Source organism: Variovorax sp. SPNA7 (assembly GCF_033807855.1).
Lineage (GTDB): Bacteria > Pseudomonadota > Gammaproteobacteria > Burkholderiales > Burkholderiaceae_C > Variovorax > Variovorax beijingensis.
Window position 1 is genome coordinate 4,802,405 of the sequence record NZ_CP138513.1, and the last position, 17,732, is coordinate 4,820,136.

Consider the following 17,732-nt stretch of genomic DNA (forward strand, 5'->3'; position numbering starts at 1 on the left):
TACAAATGAAGAAGCCCCGACAAAGCGGGGCTTCGAGCTGATCGAAGTGACTCGGGCTTATGCCGGGGTCACGTTGACCATGTGCTTGTTCAGTGCGCCCTTGACGCCGAACGACACGTGGCCGTCCACCAGTGCAAACAGCGTGTGGTCCTTGCCCACGCCGACGTTCACGCCGGGGTGGAACTGGGTGCCGCGCTGGCGCACGATGATCGAGCCTGCGCTGATCAGTTCGCCGCCGAAGGCCTTCACACCGAGCATCTTGGGCTTGGAATCGCGCCCGTTTCGCGTTGAGCCGCCGCCTTTTTTCTGTGCCATGGAATCTGCTCCTATGCCGGATTAAGCGGCGATCGCGCCAATTTGCAATTCGGTGAACTGCTGGCGATGGCCTTGACGTTTCTGATAGTGCTTGCGACGGCGCATCTTGAAGATGCCGACCTTGTCGTGCTTGCCGTGCGACAGTACCGTGACTGTCACCGTTGCGCCGGACACCAGGGGCGTACCGATCTTGATTTCGCTGCCGTTGCCGACTGCAAGAACCTGATCGATCACGATTTCCTGGCCTACATCCGCAGCAATCTGTTCTACTTTAATTTTTTCGCCGGAAGCAACGCGATACTGCTTGCCGCCGGTTTTTATGACCGCGTACATGTGAACCTCTTAAGGAATGAGCTCTACGGCGAATTCCGCAGAGCCCAAGATTCTAGCACGGTTTGCACGCGCTAACATGGTTTGAGCCAAAGGGCCGCCGGGACGGCGCGCGCTCCTCCCTATAATCTGCGCCTTCCGGCCTCGTGCCGCTGTCACTTTCGCATTCAGACGCGCCGCGCGCAAACGCCTTGCCAGTCCACGCCGACGATACCTCCCCCACCGCCACCGTGCTGGATTTGATCGCCGGCGACATGGTCGAAGTCGACCGTGTGATCGCGCAGCGCCTCGACACGGGCGTGCCCCTGGTCAGCCAGGTGTCCAAATACATCATCTCGGCCGGCGGCAAACGCCTGCGGCCGGCGCTGCTGCTGCTCATGTCGGGCGCGCTCGGCTACACGGGCGAGCAGCGCTTCAACCTGGCGGCGGTGGTGGAGTTCATCCACACGGCCACCCTGCTGCACGACGACGTCGTGGACGAATCGACCCTGCGGCGCGGGCGCCCGACCGCCAACGAATCGTTCGGCAACCCGGCCAGCGTGCTGGTCGGCGACTTCCTCTATTCGCGCGCCTTCCAGATGATGTTGGATGCAAACAACATGCGCATCATGCAGATTCTGGCCGAGGCGACCAACGTGATCGCGGAAGGCGAAGTGCTCCAGCTGATGAACATGCACGACGCGACGCTGGACGAATCCGCCTACCTGCGCGTGATCCGCTCCAAGACCGCCAAGCTGTTCGAGGCCAGCACCCGGCTCGCCGCCGTGCTGGCGGGCGCCACGCCCGAAGTCGAGGAAGCCTGCGCCACCTACGGCCAAGCCCTGGGCACGGCCTTCCAGGTGATCGACGACGTGCTCGACTACGCCGGTGATGCGCACGAAACGGGAAAGAACGTGGGCGACGACCTGCGCGAAGGCAAGACCACGCTGCCGCTGATCTTCGCCATGCGGCGCGGCAGCCCCGCGCAGGCGACGCTTGTGCGCGCGGCCATCGAGGCCGGCGACACCGCCCAGCTGGGCAAGATCGTCGAAATCGTCCATGCCACCGGCGCCCTGAAAGCCTCGCGCGCCGCCGCGGCCGACGAGGCAAAACGCGCGATTCATGCATTGCGCGACTTTCCGTCCAATTTGCATGCCGACGGTTTGCTACAATTGGCGGCTCAGTTGCTTGAGCGACGTGCCTGAACACCTCACAAGAGTTGGCAAGGACGAATTCTCTTTTTTTGCAACCAATCGGGGTGTAGCTTAGCCTGGTAGAGCGCTACGTTCGGGACGTAGAGGCCGGAGGTTCGAATCCTCTCACCCCGACCAGCCTTCGGCTGGCACAAATAATGCCCGTGCCTGTTGCTGCGTAGCGATTTACAGGGACGGGTGGTTCAGCGATGATCGTGAAGCACTTTTTCACATCTCTTGCAATTCGCTGAATGGCTGCTGCCGAACTTCCTGTTAAAGAAAACACGCAAATTGCCCTCCCGGGCCTTGCGCGTGCCTTGGTGTCGGCCGGCAAGCTTCCTGCGAAGACCGCGGAAGACATCTATCAAAAGTCGCTGAGCGGCCGCACCAGCTTCATTGCCGAGCTGACCGGCAGCGGCGCCGTCTCGGCCGCCGACCTTGCCCACACGCTTTCCAGTGCCTTCGGCGCGCCGCTGCTGGACCTGGACGCCATCGACCACCAGCGCCTGCCCAAGGACCTGCTCGACCCGAAGCTGTGCCACGCCTACCGGATCGTGGTTCTCAGCAAGCGCAACAACCGTCTCATCGTTGCAACAGCCGATCCGTCGGACCAGCAGGCGGTGGAAAAGATCAAGTTCGCCTCCCAGATGGGCGTGGACTGGGTCATCGCCGAATACGACAAGCTGTCGCGCATGATCGAAGCCGCCGCGGTCACCGCGGCGGAAACCATCAACAGCATCGTCGGCGCCGAGTTCGAGTTCGACGACGTCACCGCGGACACCTCGGGCGATGCCAGCGAACAGGCCATCGCCGAGGTCGAGGACGCGCCGGTCGTGCGCTTCCTGCACAAGATGCTGCTGGACGGCGTCAGCATGCGGGCCTCGGACATCCACTTCGAGCCCTACGAGCACAACTACCGCGTGCGCTTTCGCATCGACGGCGAACTGCGCGAGATCGCGAGCCCGCCCACGCTCATCAAGGACAAGCTGGCCTCGCGCATCAAGGTCATCTCGCGGCTCGACATTTCCGAGAAGCGCGTGCCGCAGGACGGCCGCATGAAGCTCAAGATCGGGCCCGACCGCGTGATCGACTTCCGCGTCAGCACGCTGCCCACGCTGTTCGGCGAGAAGATCGTGATCCGTATCCTGGACCCGAGCAGCGCGCGCCTGGGCATCGACGCCCTGGGCTACGACGCCGACGAAAAGGAGCGCCTGCTGCATGCGATCGGCCGTCCCTACGGCATGGTGCTGGTGACGGGCCCCACCGGTTCGGGCAAGACGGTGTCGCTCTACACCTGCCTGAACCTGCTGAACCAGCCCGGCGTCAACATCGCAACGGCGGAAGACCCGTCCGAAATCAACCTGCCGGGCGTGAACCAGGTGAACGTCAACGAGCGCGCCGGACTCACCTTCGCGGCGGCGCTGCGCGCCTTCCTGCGGCAGGATCCCGACATCATCATGGTCGGCGAAATCCGCGACCTCGAAACCGCCGACATCTCGATCAAGGCCGCGCAAACGGGCCACCTGGTGCTCTCGACGCTGCACACCAACGACGCGCCGACCACGCTCACGCGCATGCGGAACATGGGCATTGCGCCGTTCAACATCGCCTCCAGCGTGATCCTCATCACGGCGCAGCGGCTCGCGCGGCGCCTGTGCCACGTATGCCGCGCGCCAGCCGACATGCCGCGCCAGGCGCTGCTCGACGCGGGCTTCAAGGAAGAACAGCTCGACGGTACCTGGAAGCCCTATCGGCCGGTCGGCTGCGCGGCGTGCAGCAACGGCTACAAGGGGCGGGTCGGCATCTACCAGGTGATGCCGATCTCGGAGGCCATCCAGGCGATCATCCTGCGCGACGGCAGCGCACTGGACATCGCGCGCCAGTCCGAGGCCGAGGGCGTGCGCTCGCTGCGGCAGTCGGGCCTGCGAAAAGTCATGCAAGGGCTCACCTCACTCGAAGAAGTGGTGGCGGTCACCAACGAATAACGAACACACTGCAAGAAATCGGAGATCGAATGGCAACAGTGGCATCCACCCGCACCTCGAACACGCTCAAGGAATCTGTCTACGAGTGGGAGGGCAAGGACCGCAACGGCAAGCTGGTGCGCGGCGAGCTCCGGGCCGCCGGCGAGAACCAGGTGCAGGCCGCTCTGCGGCGCCAGGGCGTTCTTGCGTCCAAGATCAAGAAGCGCCGCATGCGCTCGGGCAAGTCCATCAAGCCCAAGGACATCGCGATCTTCACGCGCCAGCTGGCAACCATGATGAAGGCCGGCGTGCCGCTGCTGCAGTCCTTCGACATCGTGGGCCGCGGCAATGCCAACCCGAGCGTGGCCAAGCTGCTCAACGACATCCGCAGCGACGTGGAGACCGGCACCTCGCTGTCGTCCGCCTTCCGCAAGTTTCCGAAGTATTTCGACAACCTCTACTGCAACCTGGTGGAAGCCGGCGAAGCGGCCGGTATCCTGGAAGACCTGCTGGACCGCCTGGCCACCTACATGGAGAAGACCGAGGCGATCAAGTCGAAGATCAAGTCGGCGCTGATGTATCCCACCTCGGTGGTGGTGGTCGCATTCGTGGTGGTGGCCATCATCATGATCTTCGTGATTCCGGCCTTCAAGCAGGTGTTCAGCTCGTTCGGCGCCGACCTGCCCGCGCCCACGCTGTTCGTGATGGCCATGAGCGAATTCTTCGTCTCCTACTGGTGGCTGATCTTCGGCGTGATCGGCGGCGGCACCTACTTTTTCCTGCAGGCCTGGAAGCGCAACGAACGCGTGCAGCGGGTCATGGACCGCGCGCTGCTGCGCGTGCCGATCTTCGGCACGCTGATCGAGAAATCTTGCGTGGCCCGCTGGACCCGCACCCTTGCCACCATGTTCGCCGCCGGCGTTCCGCTGGTCGAGGCACTCGACTCGGTGGGCGGCGCCTCGGGCAACACCGTCTACGGCGACGCCACGGCCAAGATCCAGCAGGAAGTCTCGACCGGCACCAGCCTCACCACGGCCATGACCAACGTCAACCTGTTCCCCTCGATGGTGATCCAGATGACGGCCATCGGCGAAGAGTCCGGCTCCATCGACCACATGCTCGGCAAGGCCGCCGACTTCTACGAGTCCGAGGTGGACGACATGGTGGCCGGCCTCTCGAGCCTGATGGAGCCCATCATCATCGTGTTCCTGGGCGTGATCATCGGCGGCATCGTGGTGTCGATGTACCTGCCCATCTTCAAGTTGGGCCAGGTCGTTTGATGCTGGTGTCGCAGGAGTTCGACGCCGCTTTCGCCGGCGTCCTGGGGTTGCTGGTCGGCAGTTTTCTCAACGTGGTGATCTACCGCACCCCGGTCATGATGTACCGGGGCTGGCTGGCCGATGCCGTGGCCAACCTGATGTCGTCCAAGGACGTTCCGTCGCTCTGGACGCTGGTGTTCGGGCCGAAGGCGCAGCCCCCGGCCGGACTCGAGGCGGCAGCGGACAAGGCGGCCGTGGCCATCGAGGCGCTGCCGCCGTTCGACCTCGCCCGCCCGGCCTCGCGCTGCGGCGCCTGCGGCCACACGATCCGCTGGTACCAGAACATCCCGGTGCTGAGCTACCTGCTGCTGCGGGGCCGCTGCGCCGCCTGCAAGACGCCGATCAGCCCACGCTATCCGCTGGTCGAGCTGGTGACCGGCGCGCTCTTCGCGCTGTGCGCCTACCGCTTCGGCCTCACGCCCACCGGCGCGCTCTGGGCGGCGTTCGCGGCATTCCTGATCTGCCAGTTCCTGATCGACTTCGACACCCAGTTCCTGCCCGACGCGCTCAACTACCCGCTGCTCTGGCTCGGGCTCGTCGGTGCGGCCATGGGCTGGACCGGCGTTGCGCTGAGTTCGGCGGTCTGGGGCGCCGTGTTCGGCTACCTGAGCCTGTGGCTTGTGTACCATGGCTATCGCCTGGTCACGGGCAAGGAAGGCATGGGGCATGGCGACTTCAAACTGCTGGCGGCGCTCGGCGCATGGCTCGGGGCCGACTACCTCATTGCCATCATCCTCGTCTCATCGCTGGTGGGCGCCGTGATCGGCCTCACGCTGCGCCTGGTCGGGAAGCTGGCGCACAAGGACATTCCGATGGCCTTCGGTCCCTTTCTTGCCGGTGCCGGCCTGGTCTGCCTGGTGGCAGGCCCGGAGCTCGTGAGGCAATGGATTCCCTTCGCCTTCCCGCTTGGCGCATTCGCCCGCTGAGGAGCGCGTGATGCGGCGCATCGGCCTCACGGGCGGCATCGGGAGCGGCAAGAGCACCGTTGCCGCCATGCTGGTCGCCGAAGGCGCCGTGCTGGTCGACACCGACGCCATCGCGCGCCGCATCGCGCAGCCCGCGGGCATCGCGATGCCGGCCCTCGAGGCCGCGTTCGGCCGCGGCGTCATCGCGGCGGACGGCGGACTCGACCGCGCGGCAATGCGGCAGCTCGTGTTCGCCGACAACAGCGCCAAGAAGCGCCTCGAATCGATCCTGCATCCGCTGATCGGCGCCGAGACGGAACGCATGGCCTCGGACGCCGGCCCGGACGCGGTGGTGGTCTTCGACGTGCCGCTGCTGGTCGAATCCGGCCGCTGGCGGGCCCGGGTCGACCGGGTGCTGGTGGTCGATGCCACCGAGGAAACGCAGTTGCGGCGCGTCGTGGCGCGCTCCGGCTGGACGCCCGAAGCCGTGCGGGCGGTGATTGCGCAGCAGGCACCGCGCAGGCTGCGCAGGGCGGCCGCGGACGCGGTCATTTTCAACGAGTCGCTCTCGCTGGAGGAACTCGCTGCAGAGGTCCGGAGTCTCTGGAAGCGGTGGGTTCCGCCCGGCACGCGATAATCCGAGACTGGCCGCCAGAGCGGCCGCACAACGACCAAGACAAAAAAGGCGCTCGCCGGAGTGCCCTCACCTCCTGCGATGCTTTTCAATTCGTATCCCTTCATTTTTGTCTACTTCCCGCTGGTATTGATCGGGTTCTTCCTGATCGGCAAGCGCAACGCCCGGTCCGCCGCGGGCTTTCTTGCCCTGGCCTCGCTGTTCTTCTACGGCTGGTGGAGCGTCAAGGCGCTGCCGCTGCTGGTGGCGTCGATCTGCATCAACTACTGGTTCGGCCTGCGCCTGTCGCCCGCGCCGGGCCGGGACGACCGCAAGCGCAAGTCGCTGCTGGTGGTGGCGCTGGTGGTCAACCTGGGCGTGCTTGCGGTCTTCAAGTACGCCAACTTCTTCGTCTCGAACGTGAACGACGGGCTGGCCGCGGCGGGCCTGTCGCAGATCCCGATGCTGCACATCGTGCTGCCGATCGGCATCTCGTTCTATACCTTCACGCAGATCGCCTTCCTGGTCGACTGCTGGCAGGGCAAGGTGCATGAGCGCAGCTTCATCCACTACGTGCTGTTCGTCACCTACTTTCCGCACCTGATCGCGGGCCCGGTGCTGCACCACGCGCAGATGATGCCGCAGTTCGCCAATGCGGCCACCTACCGGCTCGATCCCAACAAGGTGGCGCTCGGCATTGCGATCTTCACCTTCGGCCTCGCCAAGAAGTTGCTGATCGCCGACCCGATGGGCCAGTACGCCGACATGATGTTCAACGGCGTGCACAAGGGCATCGAGCCCACGCTCTACACCTCGTGGTTCGGCGCCCTGGCCTACACGCTGCAGATCTATTTCGACTTCTCGGGCTATTCGGACATGGCGGTCGGCCTGTCGCTGTGCCTGGGCGTGCAGCTTCCGCTCAATTTCCGCTCGCCCTACAAGTCGACCAACATCATCGAGTTCTGGCGGCGCTGGCACATCTCGCTGTCGAACTTCCTGCGCGACTATCTCTACGTCCCGCTGGGCGGCAACCGCAAGGGCCCGGCCCGGCGCTACCTGAACCTGTTCCTCACGATGCTGCTGGGCGGCCTCTGGCACGGCGCCGCCTGGACCTTCGTGATCTGGGGCGCGCTGCACGGCGTGTTCCTGATGATCAACCACCTCTGGAACGCCAAGGTGCGGCGCAACATTCCGGCAGGCCCGGTCGCGCATGTGCTGGGCTGGTTCCTGACCTTCCTGTGCGTGGTGCTGGCCTGGATCGTGTTCCGCGCCGACGGCGTCCACACGGCCATGGCCATCTACAAGGGCATGCTCGGCCTGCACGGCGCGCCGCCTTCCGCGTTCAGCGAGCTCGGGCCGGTTCCGTTCCGCAAGCCCGAGTTCTTCCAGACCATGCTCGTGGGCATCGTCATCTGCCTCGCACTGCCGCCGACGATCACGCTCGAGCGCTGGATTCCCCATCCGAAGGCGGTGGCCGGCCAACGTGTCATGGCCTGGTGCTCCTCGGCCGTTCTGGCGATCGGCACCTTCGCGCTCTTTGCCTGGTGCGTCTCGAAGCTGGGCAACTACAGCCCGTTCCTCTACTTCCAATTCTGATTCGACATGACGACGCCCGCGAAAGTCTGGCTGCGGTTCTTCCTGATCGGCTACATCGTCCTGATGGCGCTGTGGATCGTTTCGCTCACCAGCCCCGTGCCTTACGGCGACCTCACGCGGATCGGCCGCCTGTCCGAGCGCGAATTCGGCTGGACCGCCCCGCCGCCCAAGGTGGACCCCGCCCACCTGAAGGGCACGCCCGTCGACCAGGCCGACATCATGGTGATCGGCGACAGCTTCTCCATGACCTTCCGCTGGCAGTCGGTGCTTGCCAAGGCCGGCTACCGCGTCACGACCACCTACTGGGGCCAGTACGAGAACGCGCTGTGCAGCGACTTCGACCAATGGATCGAGCGCACGGGCTTCAAGGGCAAGCTGATCATCATCGAGAGCGTGGAACGCCTGCTCGGCGACCGCACCAAGGACAGCATGAAGTGCCAGAAGATGATCCGGCCCTACGACGCCATGGACCATCCGCTGATCACGCCCGACGAGACCGTGCCGAGCCCCGCGCCCAACTGGAACGTGCAGTTCCTGACCGGCATCACGACCTACTACAACACCTGGAAAGCGAAAAAGTCTGCAACAGACATCCACTTCGACTGGAACACCTGGGTGCGCCCGGTGCCCGAGGGTTGCAAGCTCTTCTCCCACCGCTTGTGCGACAAGATGCCCTTTTTCGCTGAAGATGACGACAATGGGCCGCTGACCCCTGCGCATCTGGAATGGATGAAGAATTTCACAAAGGCGCACAGCAAGCTTCCTATCATGTGGATGGTGATTCCCAACAAGACCACCGTGTACCTGAAGCCCGACTACTCGAAGGATTTCGAAGCCGGGTTCCGCACGTCCGGGCTGCCAGGACCGGATCTCTACGCGTTCACGCGCGAGAAGCACACGCAGATCCGCGACTTCTATTTCTCGAACGACACCCACATGTCCATGCATGGCCAGCTCGCACTGGGAGAACGCATGCTCGCGGCCGTGCGCGAGGTGGTGCCGACGCCTCCCTCGAAATCGCCCTGAAGCTATGATGGCTCGACAGGAAAGCTACAGAACCGCGTGATCCTCTACGAGTACCCCTTCAACGAGCGCATCCGCACCTACCTGCGGCTGGAGCACCTGTTTCGCCGCCTTGGCGAACTGGTGCCCTCGGAGTCCGCGCTCTCGCACCACTACGCACTGGTCACGATCTTCGAGATCATGGACGTCGCCGCGCGCGCCGACCTCAAGGCCGACGTGATGCGCGACCTGGACAAGCACAAGAACGTCTTCAACAGCTACCGCGGCAATCCGGCCATTGCCGAGGCCGTGCTCGACCAGGTGGTCGGCCAGCTCGAGCGAAATTTCGCCACGCTCAATGCCGTTGCCGGCAAGGCCGGCCAGTCGCTGACCGAGAACGAATGGCTCATGAGCATTCGCAGCCGCGCGGGCATTCCGGGCGGCACCTGCGAATTCGACCTGCCCGCCTACTACGCATGGCAGCATCGCAGCGCGGCAAGCCGCCGCGCCGACCTCGAACGCTGGTCGGCCACGCTGTCGCCGCTGGCCGAATCCATCTACCTGCTGCTCAAGCTGCTGCGCGATGCCGATGTGCCCTACAAGGTCATCGCCAGCGGCGGGCAGTTCCAGCAGAACCTGCCGCAAGGGCGCAGCTTCCAGTTGCTGCGCCTGCGCATCGATCCGCAGCTGGGGCTGATTCCCGAAATCAGCGGCAACCGGCTCATGGTGTCGGTGCGGATGATGCGGCACGAAGCCGACGACCGCCTGCACCCGAGCAGCGACGACGTCGCATTCGAACTCACGCTCTGCGCCTGAGCCGCCGGCTCGTCTCCAGGGCGCGCACCGCAGGGCAAGCACGAAGGTTATCCATCCCATGAGCGACGTGAACAAGATCGGCGAGCGGATCGTCCGCTGCCCCGCGTGTGGCGGCGACAGTGTCTACGCCGAGCGCAATCCCTACCGGCCGTTCTGCAGCGCACGCTGCAAGGGCATCGACTTCGGCGCCTGGGCCAGCGAGGAGTTCCGGATGCCGGCTGAAACGCCGGCCGACGAGGAGCCTTTCGGCGATCCGAAGAAAGTCCAGTAGTCGAGCGCCGCGCTACGGCTGCGGCGTGAGCAGGACGCGGTCGAGATAGTCCGCGTATTGGCGCACATAGGCCGGACGCAGATGCTCCCGGTCCTTGTAGACCGGTGCGTCGTCGGGCGTTGCCCGCAGGCACTGCCCGCCGGCGCAAAGCCTGTCCATCACATCGATGGGCTCCGCACCGCTGGCCCGCGCCAACGCCTTCAGTTGCTCGTTGAGCCGCGCCTGGTCCGGCGGCAGGGGCGCCGTGGGCGTGCTGTGCAGGGCCACCATCCGGCCCATGCGGCTGCCTTCGATGAGGCGCCGCGGCTCGAACTCGGGGCCGCTGGCGTTGTCCAGCAGCAGGTAGACCTTCTTCTTTTGCCGCACCAGTTCGGCCAGCAGTTTCTCGAGCGAGGCCAGCGAACGGCCGAGGCCTTCGCCGCCGTTGTTCACGAGGTAGGCCGCATCGCCTTCGCGAAAGTAGAAGGGGAGCGGGAAATTGCCCGTGAAATAGCAGTTCCAGCAGGCCCCGACCACCACCGTGTCGATCCGCGGATCGAGCGCCAGCGCGAGCATCTCGCCGCGCGCCTTTTCGCAGCCCGGGTTGCCTTCGGCGACCATGCCCGGCACCGGCGGGCAGGCGCCATAGGTCGAGAAGTACGTCGTCGCCATGCGCGCGGGCGCGCTGCCCGCGAGCGCCAGGGCGCGGGGCGCGTACTGCAGGATGTGGCTGTCGCCGATCAGCAGCACCGTGCGCGGCCCGCTGCCCACGCGCTTGACCGGATGGGCGCCGATCTTCTGCTGCTCGAAGCCGGCGTAGTAGTTGTCGTCCGCGGTGGCGTCGGTCACCTTGCGCAGCAGCTCGCTGCCGTTGCGCGGCGGCATGCCGCCCAGCGCCAGCAGGCCGGCCACCGCAATCGCCATGCTGCCGGCCACCAGCGAACGCAGCATGCCGACCTGGATTCGCGCCCGCGTGAAGCGCTCGACGAAGCGATAGGTGAACCAAGCCAGCGCCACGCTCGCGAGCACCAGGCACGCGCGGATCCACGCCGCCGGCTCGCCCTCTTCCACGATGCGCGCATACACCAGCAAGGGCCAGTGCCACAGGTAGAGCGGATAGCTGATGAGCCCGATCCACACCATCGGCCGGCTCGCGAGCACATGCCTGTTGAGCACGCCCGCAGGCCCGGCCGCGATGCAGCTCGCGGCGCCCAGCGTGGGCAGCAGCGCCCACCAGCCTGGGAACGCCTTGTCGCTGCGGGTCATCACGAGCCCGAGCACGATCAGCCCCACGCCCAGGCAGGACTGCAGGTGGCTGCGCCAGGCCGGCGCCGGCGCCTTGCCCGCGGCCTTGAGGCGCATGCAGGCCAGGATGCCGCCCACCATCAGCTCCCAGAAACGCGAAGCGGGCGAATAGAAGGCCGCCGTGCGAAACGGATGGATCGTCAGCACGTTGACCAGGAACGACGCCACCGCGAGCACCCACAGCAGCCGAAGGACCGGCCAGCGCCGGCGCCAGGCGAGCGCGAGCAGCATGGGCCAGAAGATGTAGAACTGCTCCTCGATGCCCAGCGACCACAGGTGCAGCAGCGGCTTGGTGTCGGCGGCCGTGTCGAAGTACCCGGCCTCGCCCCAGAAGACGAAGTTGGCGATGAAGGCCGCACCGCCGGCCGCCTGCTTGCCGAGTTCGGTGAACTCCCTGGGCAGCAGCGCATACCAGCCGAAGGCGAGCGTGGCCAGCAGCACCAGCGTGAGCGCCGGAAAGATCCGGCGGATGCGCCGCGCGTAGAAATCGCGGTAGCTGAAGTCGCCGGCCGCGTGGCTCTGCATGATGATGGTCGTGATCAGGAAGCCCGAGATCACGAAGAAGATGTCGACCCCGATGAAGCCTCCCGGCAGCGCATCGGGAAACGCATGGAAGGCCAGCACCGAGGCCACCGCCACGGCGCGCAGGCCGTCGATGTCGGGGCGGTACTTGGGGTGCATCATCTGGTGCCTCAGGCCCGCGGCGCCGGCTGCACGCGCCCGCCCGCCTGCGCGGCCCCGTCCATCAGGCCAGCGTCGAGACCGCCAGCGCCGCCGAGGCCGGCAGGCCGCGCTCCTGGGTCAGCCATTCGAGCACCGGCAGGGCACCCGGCAGCACCGGCGCCACGTCGAGCGGCAGCTGCTGCCAGCGCATGGCCTGGCCTTCGCGCATTTCGAACTCGCCGCTCCAGGCCGTCACCTTGCACCAGTGCAGCCGCACCAGCGCATGCGGATAGTCGTGCTCGGTGATCTTCCAGACCTCGGCACCCGCGATGGTGATGCCGAGTTCTTCTTCCAGCTCGCGGCGCAGGGCTTGCTCCACCGTTTCGCCAGCCTCGATCTTGCCGCCCGGAAACTCCCAGAAGCCCGCATAGGCCTTGCCCTCGGGACGGGTGGACAGCAGCAGCGCATCGTCGGCCGGCCGGATCAGCACGCCGACGGCCACCTCGGTATGCTTGCGGCCCTGGCCTTGGAGTTGCGGCTGTCCGCTCATGCCGTCGCCCGCCCGGCGTAGTCGCGCGCGAACTGGTAGGCCACGCGGCCACTGCGCGAACCGCGCTCGAGCGCCCAGACCAGCGCCTCGGGCCGCGCCGCCTCGATGGCGGTGGCATCGACGCCGAACGACGACAGCCATTGCGCGACGATCGCCAGGTATTCGTTCTGGCTGAACGGGTAGAAGCTGACCCACAGGCCGAAGCGCTCGGACAGCGAGATCTTTTCCTCGATCACCTCGCCGGGATGGACTTCGCCGTCCTCGGTGTGGGTGTAGCTGAGGTTGTCCTTCATGTACTCGGGCAGCAGGTGGCGCCGGTTGCTGGTCGCGTAGATCAGCACGTTGGGCGTGGCTGCGGCGATCGAGCCGTCGAGAATGGACTTGAGCGCCTTGTAGCCCGGCTCGCCCTCGTCGAAGCTCAGGTCGTCGCTGAACACGATGAATTTCTCGGGCCGCTGCGACACCACCTCGACGATGTCGGGCAGGTCGGTGAGTTCGGCCTTGTCGACCTCGATCAGCCGCAGCCCCTGCGGCGCATAGGCCTGCAGGCAGGCGCGGATGAGCGACGACTTGCCCGTGCCGCGCGCGCCGGTCAGCAGCACGTTGTTGGCCGGCTTGCCTTCGACGAACTGGCGCGTGTTGCGCTCGATCTTTTCCTTCTGGACGTCGATTTCCTTGAGGCTGTCGAGCGCCATGGCGGCCACGTGCTTGACGGGCTCGAGCACGCCGTGGCCCGAGCTGCGGCGGCGGTAGCGCCAGGCGATCGACGCGTTCCAGTCGGCGGGCGCCGCGAGCGGCTGCGGCAGGATCGACTCGATGCGGCCGATCAGCTGTTCGGCGCGTTCGATCAGCTTCTGGAACTGCTCGTTCATGACCTGTAGTCGGCGTTGATGGTCACATACTCGTGGCTGAAGTCGCAGGTCCACACGGTTTCGCTGGCGTTGCCGCGGCCCAGGCCGATGCGCACCGTGATCTCGCTCTGCTTCATCACGCGCTGGCCGTCTTCCTCGCGGTAGGACGGGTTGCGCCCGCCCTTGACGGCCACGTGCACGTCATCGAGGAACAGGTCGATGCCGGTCTGGTCGAGGTCCTCGATGCCCGCGTAGCCCACGGCCGCGAGAATGCGGCCGAGGTTCGGGTCGCTCGCATAGAAGGCCGTCTTGACCAGCGGCGAATGCGCCACCGCGTAGGCCACCTGCTTGCACTCCGCGGCATCGCGGCCGCCTTCGACCTGGATGGTGATGAACTTGGTGGCGCCCTCGCCGTCGCGCACGATCGCCTGCGCGAGCAGGCGCGCGACGCTCTGCATGGCCTCGACCAGGGCCTGGCCTTCGGGCGAATCGAGCGAGGTGATGGCGGCGTGCGCGGCCTTCTGGGTGGCGATGACCACGAAAGAGTCGTTGGTCGAGGTGTCGCCATCGATGGTCACGCGGTTGAACGAGGCGTCGGCCAGCCGCCTGGCCAGCGGCTGGATCAGCGAGGGATCGATCTTCGCGTCGGTCGCCATGAAGCCCAGCATGGTCGCCATGTTCGGGCGGATCATGCCGGCGCCCTTGCTGATGCCGGTGATGGTGACGGTGGCGCCGCCGACCTGGACCCGCTGGCTGAACGCCTTGGGGATCGTGTCGGTGGTCATGATGCCTTCGGCGGCACGCGCCCAGTGGTTCTCCGAAGCGTCGGCCAGCGCGGCGGGAAGGCCTGCCTCGATGCGGTCGACCGGCAGCGGCTCCATGATCACGCCGGTGGAGAACGGCAGGATCTGCTCGGGCGCGATCTCCAGCTGGCGCGCGAGCGCGATGCAGGTGGAGCGCGTGCGCATCAGGCCGTCTTCGCCGGTGCCGGCGTTGGCGTTGCCGGTGTTGATGACCATGGCGCGGATGCCGTAGTTGGCTGCCAGGTGGTCGCGGCAGACCTGCACCGGCGCCGCGCAGAAGCGGTTCTGGGTGAACACCCCGCCGACCGCAGAGCCTTCGTCGATCAGCACGACGGTCAGGTCCTTGCGGTTGGCCTTGCGCACACCCGCTTCGGCCACGCCGATGCGGACGCCGGGCACCGCGAACAAGGCGGCAGGATCAGGGGCGGACAGGTTCACGGGCATGGCGGTTTCTCTTCTCGGGAGTTTCTGGGTCAGCTGAGCTTGCCGTGGCAGTGCTTGAATTTCTTGCCGCTGCCGCAGGGGCAGGGGTCATTGCGGCCGACGCGCGCAAAAGCGGCGGCTTCGGCGCCGAGCGTGCCCAGCCCCAATCCCGCGGCCGCGATGCGGCGCTGGTTTTCTTCGTCCAGGCGCACCTCGACCTCGCCGGTTTCGGTGGGCGCGCTGTAGGTGATGTTCGAGACGTTCTCGCCGCGGCTCTCGAGCGCATCCGCGGCCTGTTCGAGCTGCTCGCTCGACTGCACGCGCACCGTCATGAGCTGGCGCGTGACTTCGTTCTTGACCGAGTCGAGCAGCTGGCCGAAGAGCTCGAAGGCCTCGCGCTTGTATTCCTGCTTGGGCTGCTTCTGCGCATAGCCACGCAGGTGAATGCCCTGGCGCAGGTAGTCGAGCGAGGCCAGGTGCTCGCGCCAGTGGGTGTCGATGCTCTGCAGCAGCACCATGCGTTCGAACTGGGTGAAGTTTTCCTGGCCGATCAGCGCCACCTTGGCATCGAAGCTGTCGTTGGCGGCCTTGACCACCATCTCGACGATGTCCTCGTCGCTCACGGCCTCGGCCGCCTCGACCTGCTGCTTCAGGGGCATGTCGATGCCCCATTCGTTGGAGAGCGTCTTCTCCAGGCCTTCCAGGTCCCACTGCTCCTCGACCGATTCGGCCGGCACGTACTGCCGCACGAGATCGGTGAAGCAGCCCTCGCGCAGCGCCTCGATCTGCGCCGTGAGGTCGCCCGCGTCGAGGATGTCGTTGCGCTGCTGGTAGATCACCTTGCGCTGGTCGTTCGACACGTCGTCGTACTCGAGCAGCTGCTTGCGGATGTCGAAGTTGCGCGCCTCGACCTTGCGCTGCGCGCTCTCGATGCTGCGCGTGACGATGCCCGCTTCGATGGCTTCGCCGTCGGGCATCTTGAGGCGGTCCATGATCGCCTTGACGCGGTCGCCCGCGAAGATGCGCATCAGCGGGTCGTCCAGGCTCAGGTAGAAGCGCGAGGAGCCCGGGTCGCCCTGGCGGCCCGAACGCCCGCGCAGCTGGTTGTCGATGCGGCGCGACTCATGGCGCTCGGTCGCGATGATGCGCAGGCCGCCCAGCGACTTGACGAACTCGTGGTCCTTGGTCCATTCGTCGCGCACGTGGGCGATGTCGGCCGCCTTGGTGGCTTCGTCGCGGCCCTCGTCGTTCTCGATGGCCTCGATCATCTTCTCGATGTTGCCGCCCAGCACGATGTCGGTACCGCGGCCGGCCATGTTGGTCGCGATGGTGATCATCTTGGTGCGGCCGGCCTGCGCCACGATGTCGGCTTCGCGCGCATGCTGCTTGGCGTTGAGCACCTGGTGCGGCAGGTCGGCCTGGGTGAGCAGGCCGTCGATGATTTCGGAGTTCTCGATCGACGAGGTGCCCACCAGCACGGGCTGGCCGCGCTCGTAGCATTCGCGGATGTCCTGGATCGCCGCCTCGTACTTCTCGCGCGTGGTCTTGTAGACGCGGTCGAGCTGGTCGTCGCGCTTGCTGATGCGGTTCGGCGGAACGATGACCGTCTCGAGGCCGTAGATTTCCTGGAACTCGTAGGCTTCGGTGTCGGCCGTGCCGGTCATGCCGGCCAGCTTGCCGTACAGGCGGAAGTAGTTCTGGAAGGTGATGGAGGCCAGCGTCTGGTTCTCGGCCTGGATCTGCACGCCTTCCTTGGCTTCCACGGCCTGGTGCAGGCCGTCGCTCCAGCGGCGGCCCGTCATCAGGCGGCCGGTGAATTCGTCGACGATGACGACTTCGCCCTGCTGCACCACGTAGTGCTGGTCGCGGTGGTACAGGTGCCGTGCACGCAGCGCGGCGTTCAGGTGGTGCATCAGCGTGATGTTGGCCGGGTCGTAGAGCGACGCGCCTTCGGGCAGCAGCTTGAATTCGCCCAGCAGCTGCTCGGCCTTCTCGTGGCCGTCCTCGGTCAGGAACACCTGGTGGGTCTTCTCGTCGACCGTGAAGTCGCCCGGCACCGTGACGCCCTCGCCCGTGCGCGGGTCGGCTTCGCCTTCCTGCTTGGTCAGGAGCGGCACCACCTTGTTGATGGCCAGGTAGAGGTCGGTGTGGTCTTCGGCCTGGCCGCTGATGATCAGCGGCGTGCGGGCCTCGTCGATCAGGATGGAGTCCACCTCGTCGACGATGGCGTAGTTCAGCACGCGCTGCACCCGGTCGCCGGGCTCGTACACCATGTTGTCGCGCAGGTAGTCGAAGCCGTACTCGTTGTTGGTGCCGTACGTGATGTCGCTGCCGTAGGCCTGCTGCTTTTCCTCGCGCGGCATCTGCGGCAGGTTGATGCCCACCGTGAGGCCCAGGAAGTTGTACAGGCGGCCCATCCACTGGGCGTCGCGGTTGGCCAGGTAGTCGTTCACCGTGACCACGTGCACGCCCTTGCCGGACAGCGCGTTCAGGTACACCGGCAGCGTGGCGGTGAGGGTCTTGCCCTCGCCGGTGCGCATTTCGGCGATCTTGCCGTTGTGAAGGGCCATGCCGCCGAGCAGCTGCACGTCGAAGTGGCGCATCTTCATGACGCGCTTGGAGCCCTCGCGCACGGTGGCGAATGCCTCGGGCAGCAGGGCGTCGAGGGTCTCGCCCTTGGCGATGCGGTCCTTGAACTCCTGGGTCTTGGCGCGCAGCCCATCGTCGCTGAGCTTCTCGAATTCGGGTTCCAGCGCATTGATGCGCTCCACCGTCTTGCGATACTGCTTGAGGAGCCGGTCGTTGCGACTGCCGAAAATCTGGGTCAGGAAGTTGGTTGCCATTGGCGTGGAGAT

Annotated in this window: 16 protein-coding genes and 1 tRNA gene; 10 read left to right on the plus strand and 7 right to left on the minus strand. The window is 65.9% G+C overall.

Going from position 1 to position 17,732, the window contains the following annotated elements:
* Nucleotides 1-57: 57 nt before the first annotated feature.
* Complete coding sequence (rpmA, locus tag RZE77_RS22450; protein ID WP_015866991.1) at nucleotides 58-315, minus strand: 50S ribosomal protein L27; 258 nt, start codon at nucleotides 313-315, stop codon at nucleotides 58-60.
* 21 nt (nucleotides 316-336) lie between these two features.
* Nucleotides 337-648 carry a 50S ribosomal protein L21 gene (gene rplU, locus RZE77_RS22455; RefSeq protein WP_319439338.1) on the minus strand — a complete coding sequence of 104 codons (312 nt, stop codon included), beginning with the start codon at nucleotides 646-648 and terminating at the stop codon, nucleotides 337-339.
* A gap of 188 nt (nucleotides 649-836) precedes the next feature.
* Here rplU and RZE77_RS22460 point away from each other — a divergent pair, with 188 nt between their 5' ends.
* The 10 genes from RZE77_RS22460 (at nucleotide 837) to RZE77_RS22505 (ending at nucleotide 10,303) form a co-directional block, all read left to right on the plus strand.
* Nucleotides 837-1,829 carry a polyprenyl synthetase family protein gene (locus RZE77_RS22460; protein WP_319439339.1) on the plus strand — a complete coding sequence of 331 codons (993 nt, stop codon included), beginning with the start codon at nucleotides 837-839 and terminating at the stop codon, nucleotides 1,827-1,829.
* Nucleotides 1,830-1,878: 49 nt separating this feature from the next.
* Nucleotides 1,879-1,955 (plus strand) — tRNA-Pro (locus tag RZE77_RS22465).
* A gap of 113 nt (nucleotides 1,956-2,068) precedes the next feature.
* Nucleotides 2,069-3,802, plus strand: coding sequence for a type IV-A pilus assembly ATPase PilB (pilB, locus tag RZE77_RS22470; RefSeq protein ID WP_319439340.1), 1,734 nt, complete (start codon nucleotides 2,069-2,071; stop codon nucleotides 3,800-3,802).
* A 29-nt stretch (nucleotides 3,803-3,831) separates the two neighbouring features.
* Nucleotides 3,832-5,061, plus strand: a complete 1,230-nt coding sequence (locus RZE77_RS22475; protein ID WP_319439341.1) for a type II secretion system F family protein — start codon at nucleotides 3,832-3,834, stop codon at nucleotides 5,059-5,061.
* Nucleotides 5,061-6,026, plus strand: coding sequence for a prepilin peptidase (locus RZE77_RS22480; RefSeq protein ID WP_319439342.1), 966 nt, complete (start codon nucleotides 5,061-5,063; stop codon nucleotides 6,024-6,026). The genes RZE77_RS22475 and RZE77_RS22480 overlap by 1 nt, the downstream gene beginning before the upstream one ends.
* A 10-nt stretch (nucleotides 6,027-6,036) precedes the next feature.
* Nucleotides 6,037-6,642 carry a dephospho-CoA kinase gene (coaE, locus tag RZE77_RS22485; RefSeq protein ID WP_319427491.1) on the plus strand — a complete coding sequence of 202 codons (606 nt, stop codon included), beginning with the start codon at nucleotides 6,037-6,039 and terminating at the stop codon, nucleotides 6,640-6,642.
* A 78-nt stretch (nucleotides 6,643-6,720) separates the two neighbouring features.
* On the plus strand, nucleotides 6,721-8,214 hold the full coding sequence (locus tag RZE77_RS22490) for an MBOAT family O-acyltransferase (RefSeq protein WP_319439343.1): 1,494 nt from the start codon (nucleotides 6,721-6,723) through the stop codon (nucleotides 8,212-8,214).
* 6 nt (nucleotides 8,215-8,220) lie between these two features.
* Nucleotides 8,221-9,240 carry an alginate O-acetyltransferase AlgX-related protein gene (locus tag RZE77_RS22495; protein ID WP_319439344.1) on the plus strand — a complete coding sequence of 340 codons (1,020 nt, stop codon included), beginning with the start codon at nucleotides 8,221-8,223 and terminating at the stop codon, nucleotides 9,238-9,240.
* A gap of 36 nt (nucleotides 9,241-9,276) precedes the next feature.
* Nucleotides 9,277-10,032 (plus strand): cell division protein ZapD, encoded by a 756-nt coding sequence (gene zapD / locus RZE77_RS22500; protein ID WP_319427494.1) that lies wholly within the window; start codon nucleotides 9,277-9,279, stop codon nucleotides 10,030-10,032.
* 58 nt (nucleotides 10,033-10,090) lie between these two features.
* Nucleotides 10,091-10,303 (plus strand): DNA gyrase inhibitor YacG, encoded by a 213-nt coding sequence (locus RZE77_RS22505; RefSeq protein ID WP_319439345.1) that lies wholly within the window; start codon nucleotides 10,091-10,093, stop codon nucleotides 10,301-10,303.
* Between the two features lie 12 nt (nucleotides 10,304-10,315).
* On the opposite strand, the gene RZE77_RS22510 is transcribed toward RZE77_RS22505, so the two are convergent.
* The 5 genes from RZE77_RS22510 to secA all read right to left on the minus strand — a co-directional run bounded on the left by RZE77_RS22510 (nucleotide 10,316) and on the right by secA (nucleotide 17,720).
* Entirely contained in the window at nucleotides 10,316-12,271 is a 1,956-nt protein-coding gene (locus RZE77_RS22510; protein WP_319439346.1) for an acyltransferase family protein, read from the minus strand.
* 61 nt (nucleotides 12,272-12,332) lie between these two features.
* Entirely contained in the window at nucleotides 12,333-12,800 is a 468-nt protein-coding gene (locus RZE77_RS22515) for a (deoxy)nucleoside triphosphate pyrophosphohydrolase (RefSeq protein WP_319439347.1), read from the minus strand.
* Entirely contained in the window at nucleotides 12,797-13,672 is an 876-nt protein-coding gene (locus RZE77_RS22520) for an ATP-binding protein (protein ID WP_319439348.1), read from the minus strand. The genes RZE77_RS22515 and RZE77_RS22520 overlap by 4 nt, the downstream gene beginning before the upstream one ends.
* Nucleotides 13,669-14,898, minus strand: coding sequence for a bifunctional glutamate N-acetyltransferase/amino-acid acetyltransferase ArgJ (gene argJ / locus RZE77_RS22525; protein ID WP_319439349.1), 1,230 nt, complete (start codon nucleotides 14,896-14,898; stop codon nucleotides 13,669-13,671). Before argJ ends, RZE77_RS22520 begins: the two co-directional genes overlap by 4 nt.
* Before the next feature lie 29 nt (nucleotides 14,899-14,927).
* Nucleotides 14,928-17,720: a preprotein translocase subunit SecA gene (secA, locus tag RZE77_RS22530; protein WP_319439350.1), complete on the minus strand. Its 2,793-nt coding sequence runs from the start codon at nucleotides 17,718-17,720 to the stop codon at nucleotides 14,928-14,930.
* Between the last annotated feature and the right edge of the window lie 12 nt (nucleotides 17,721-17,732).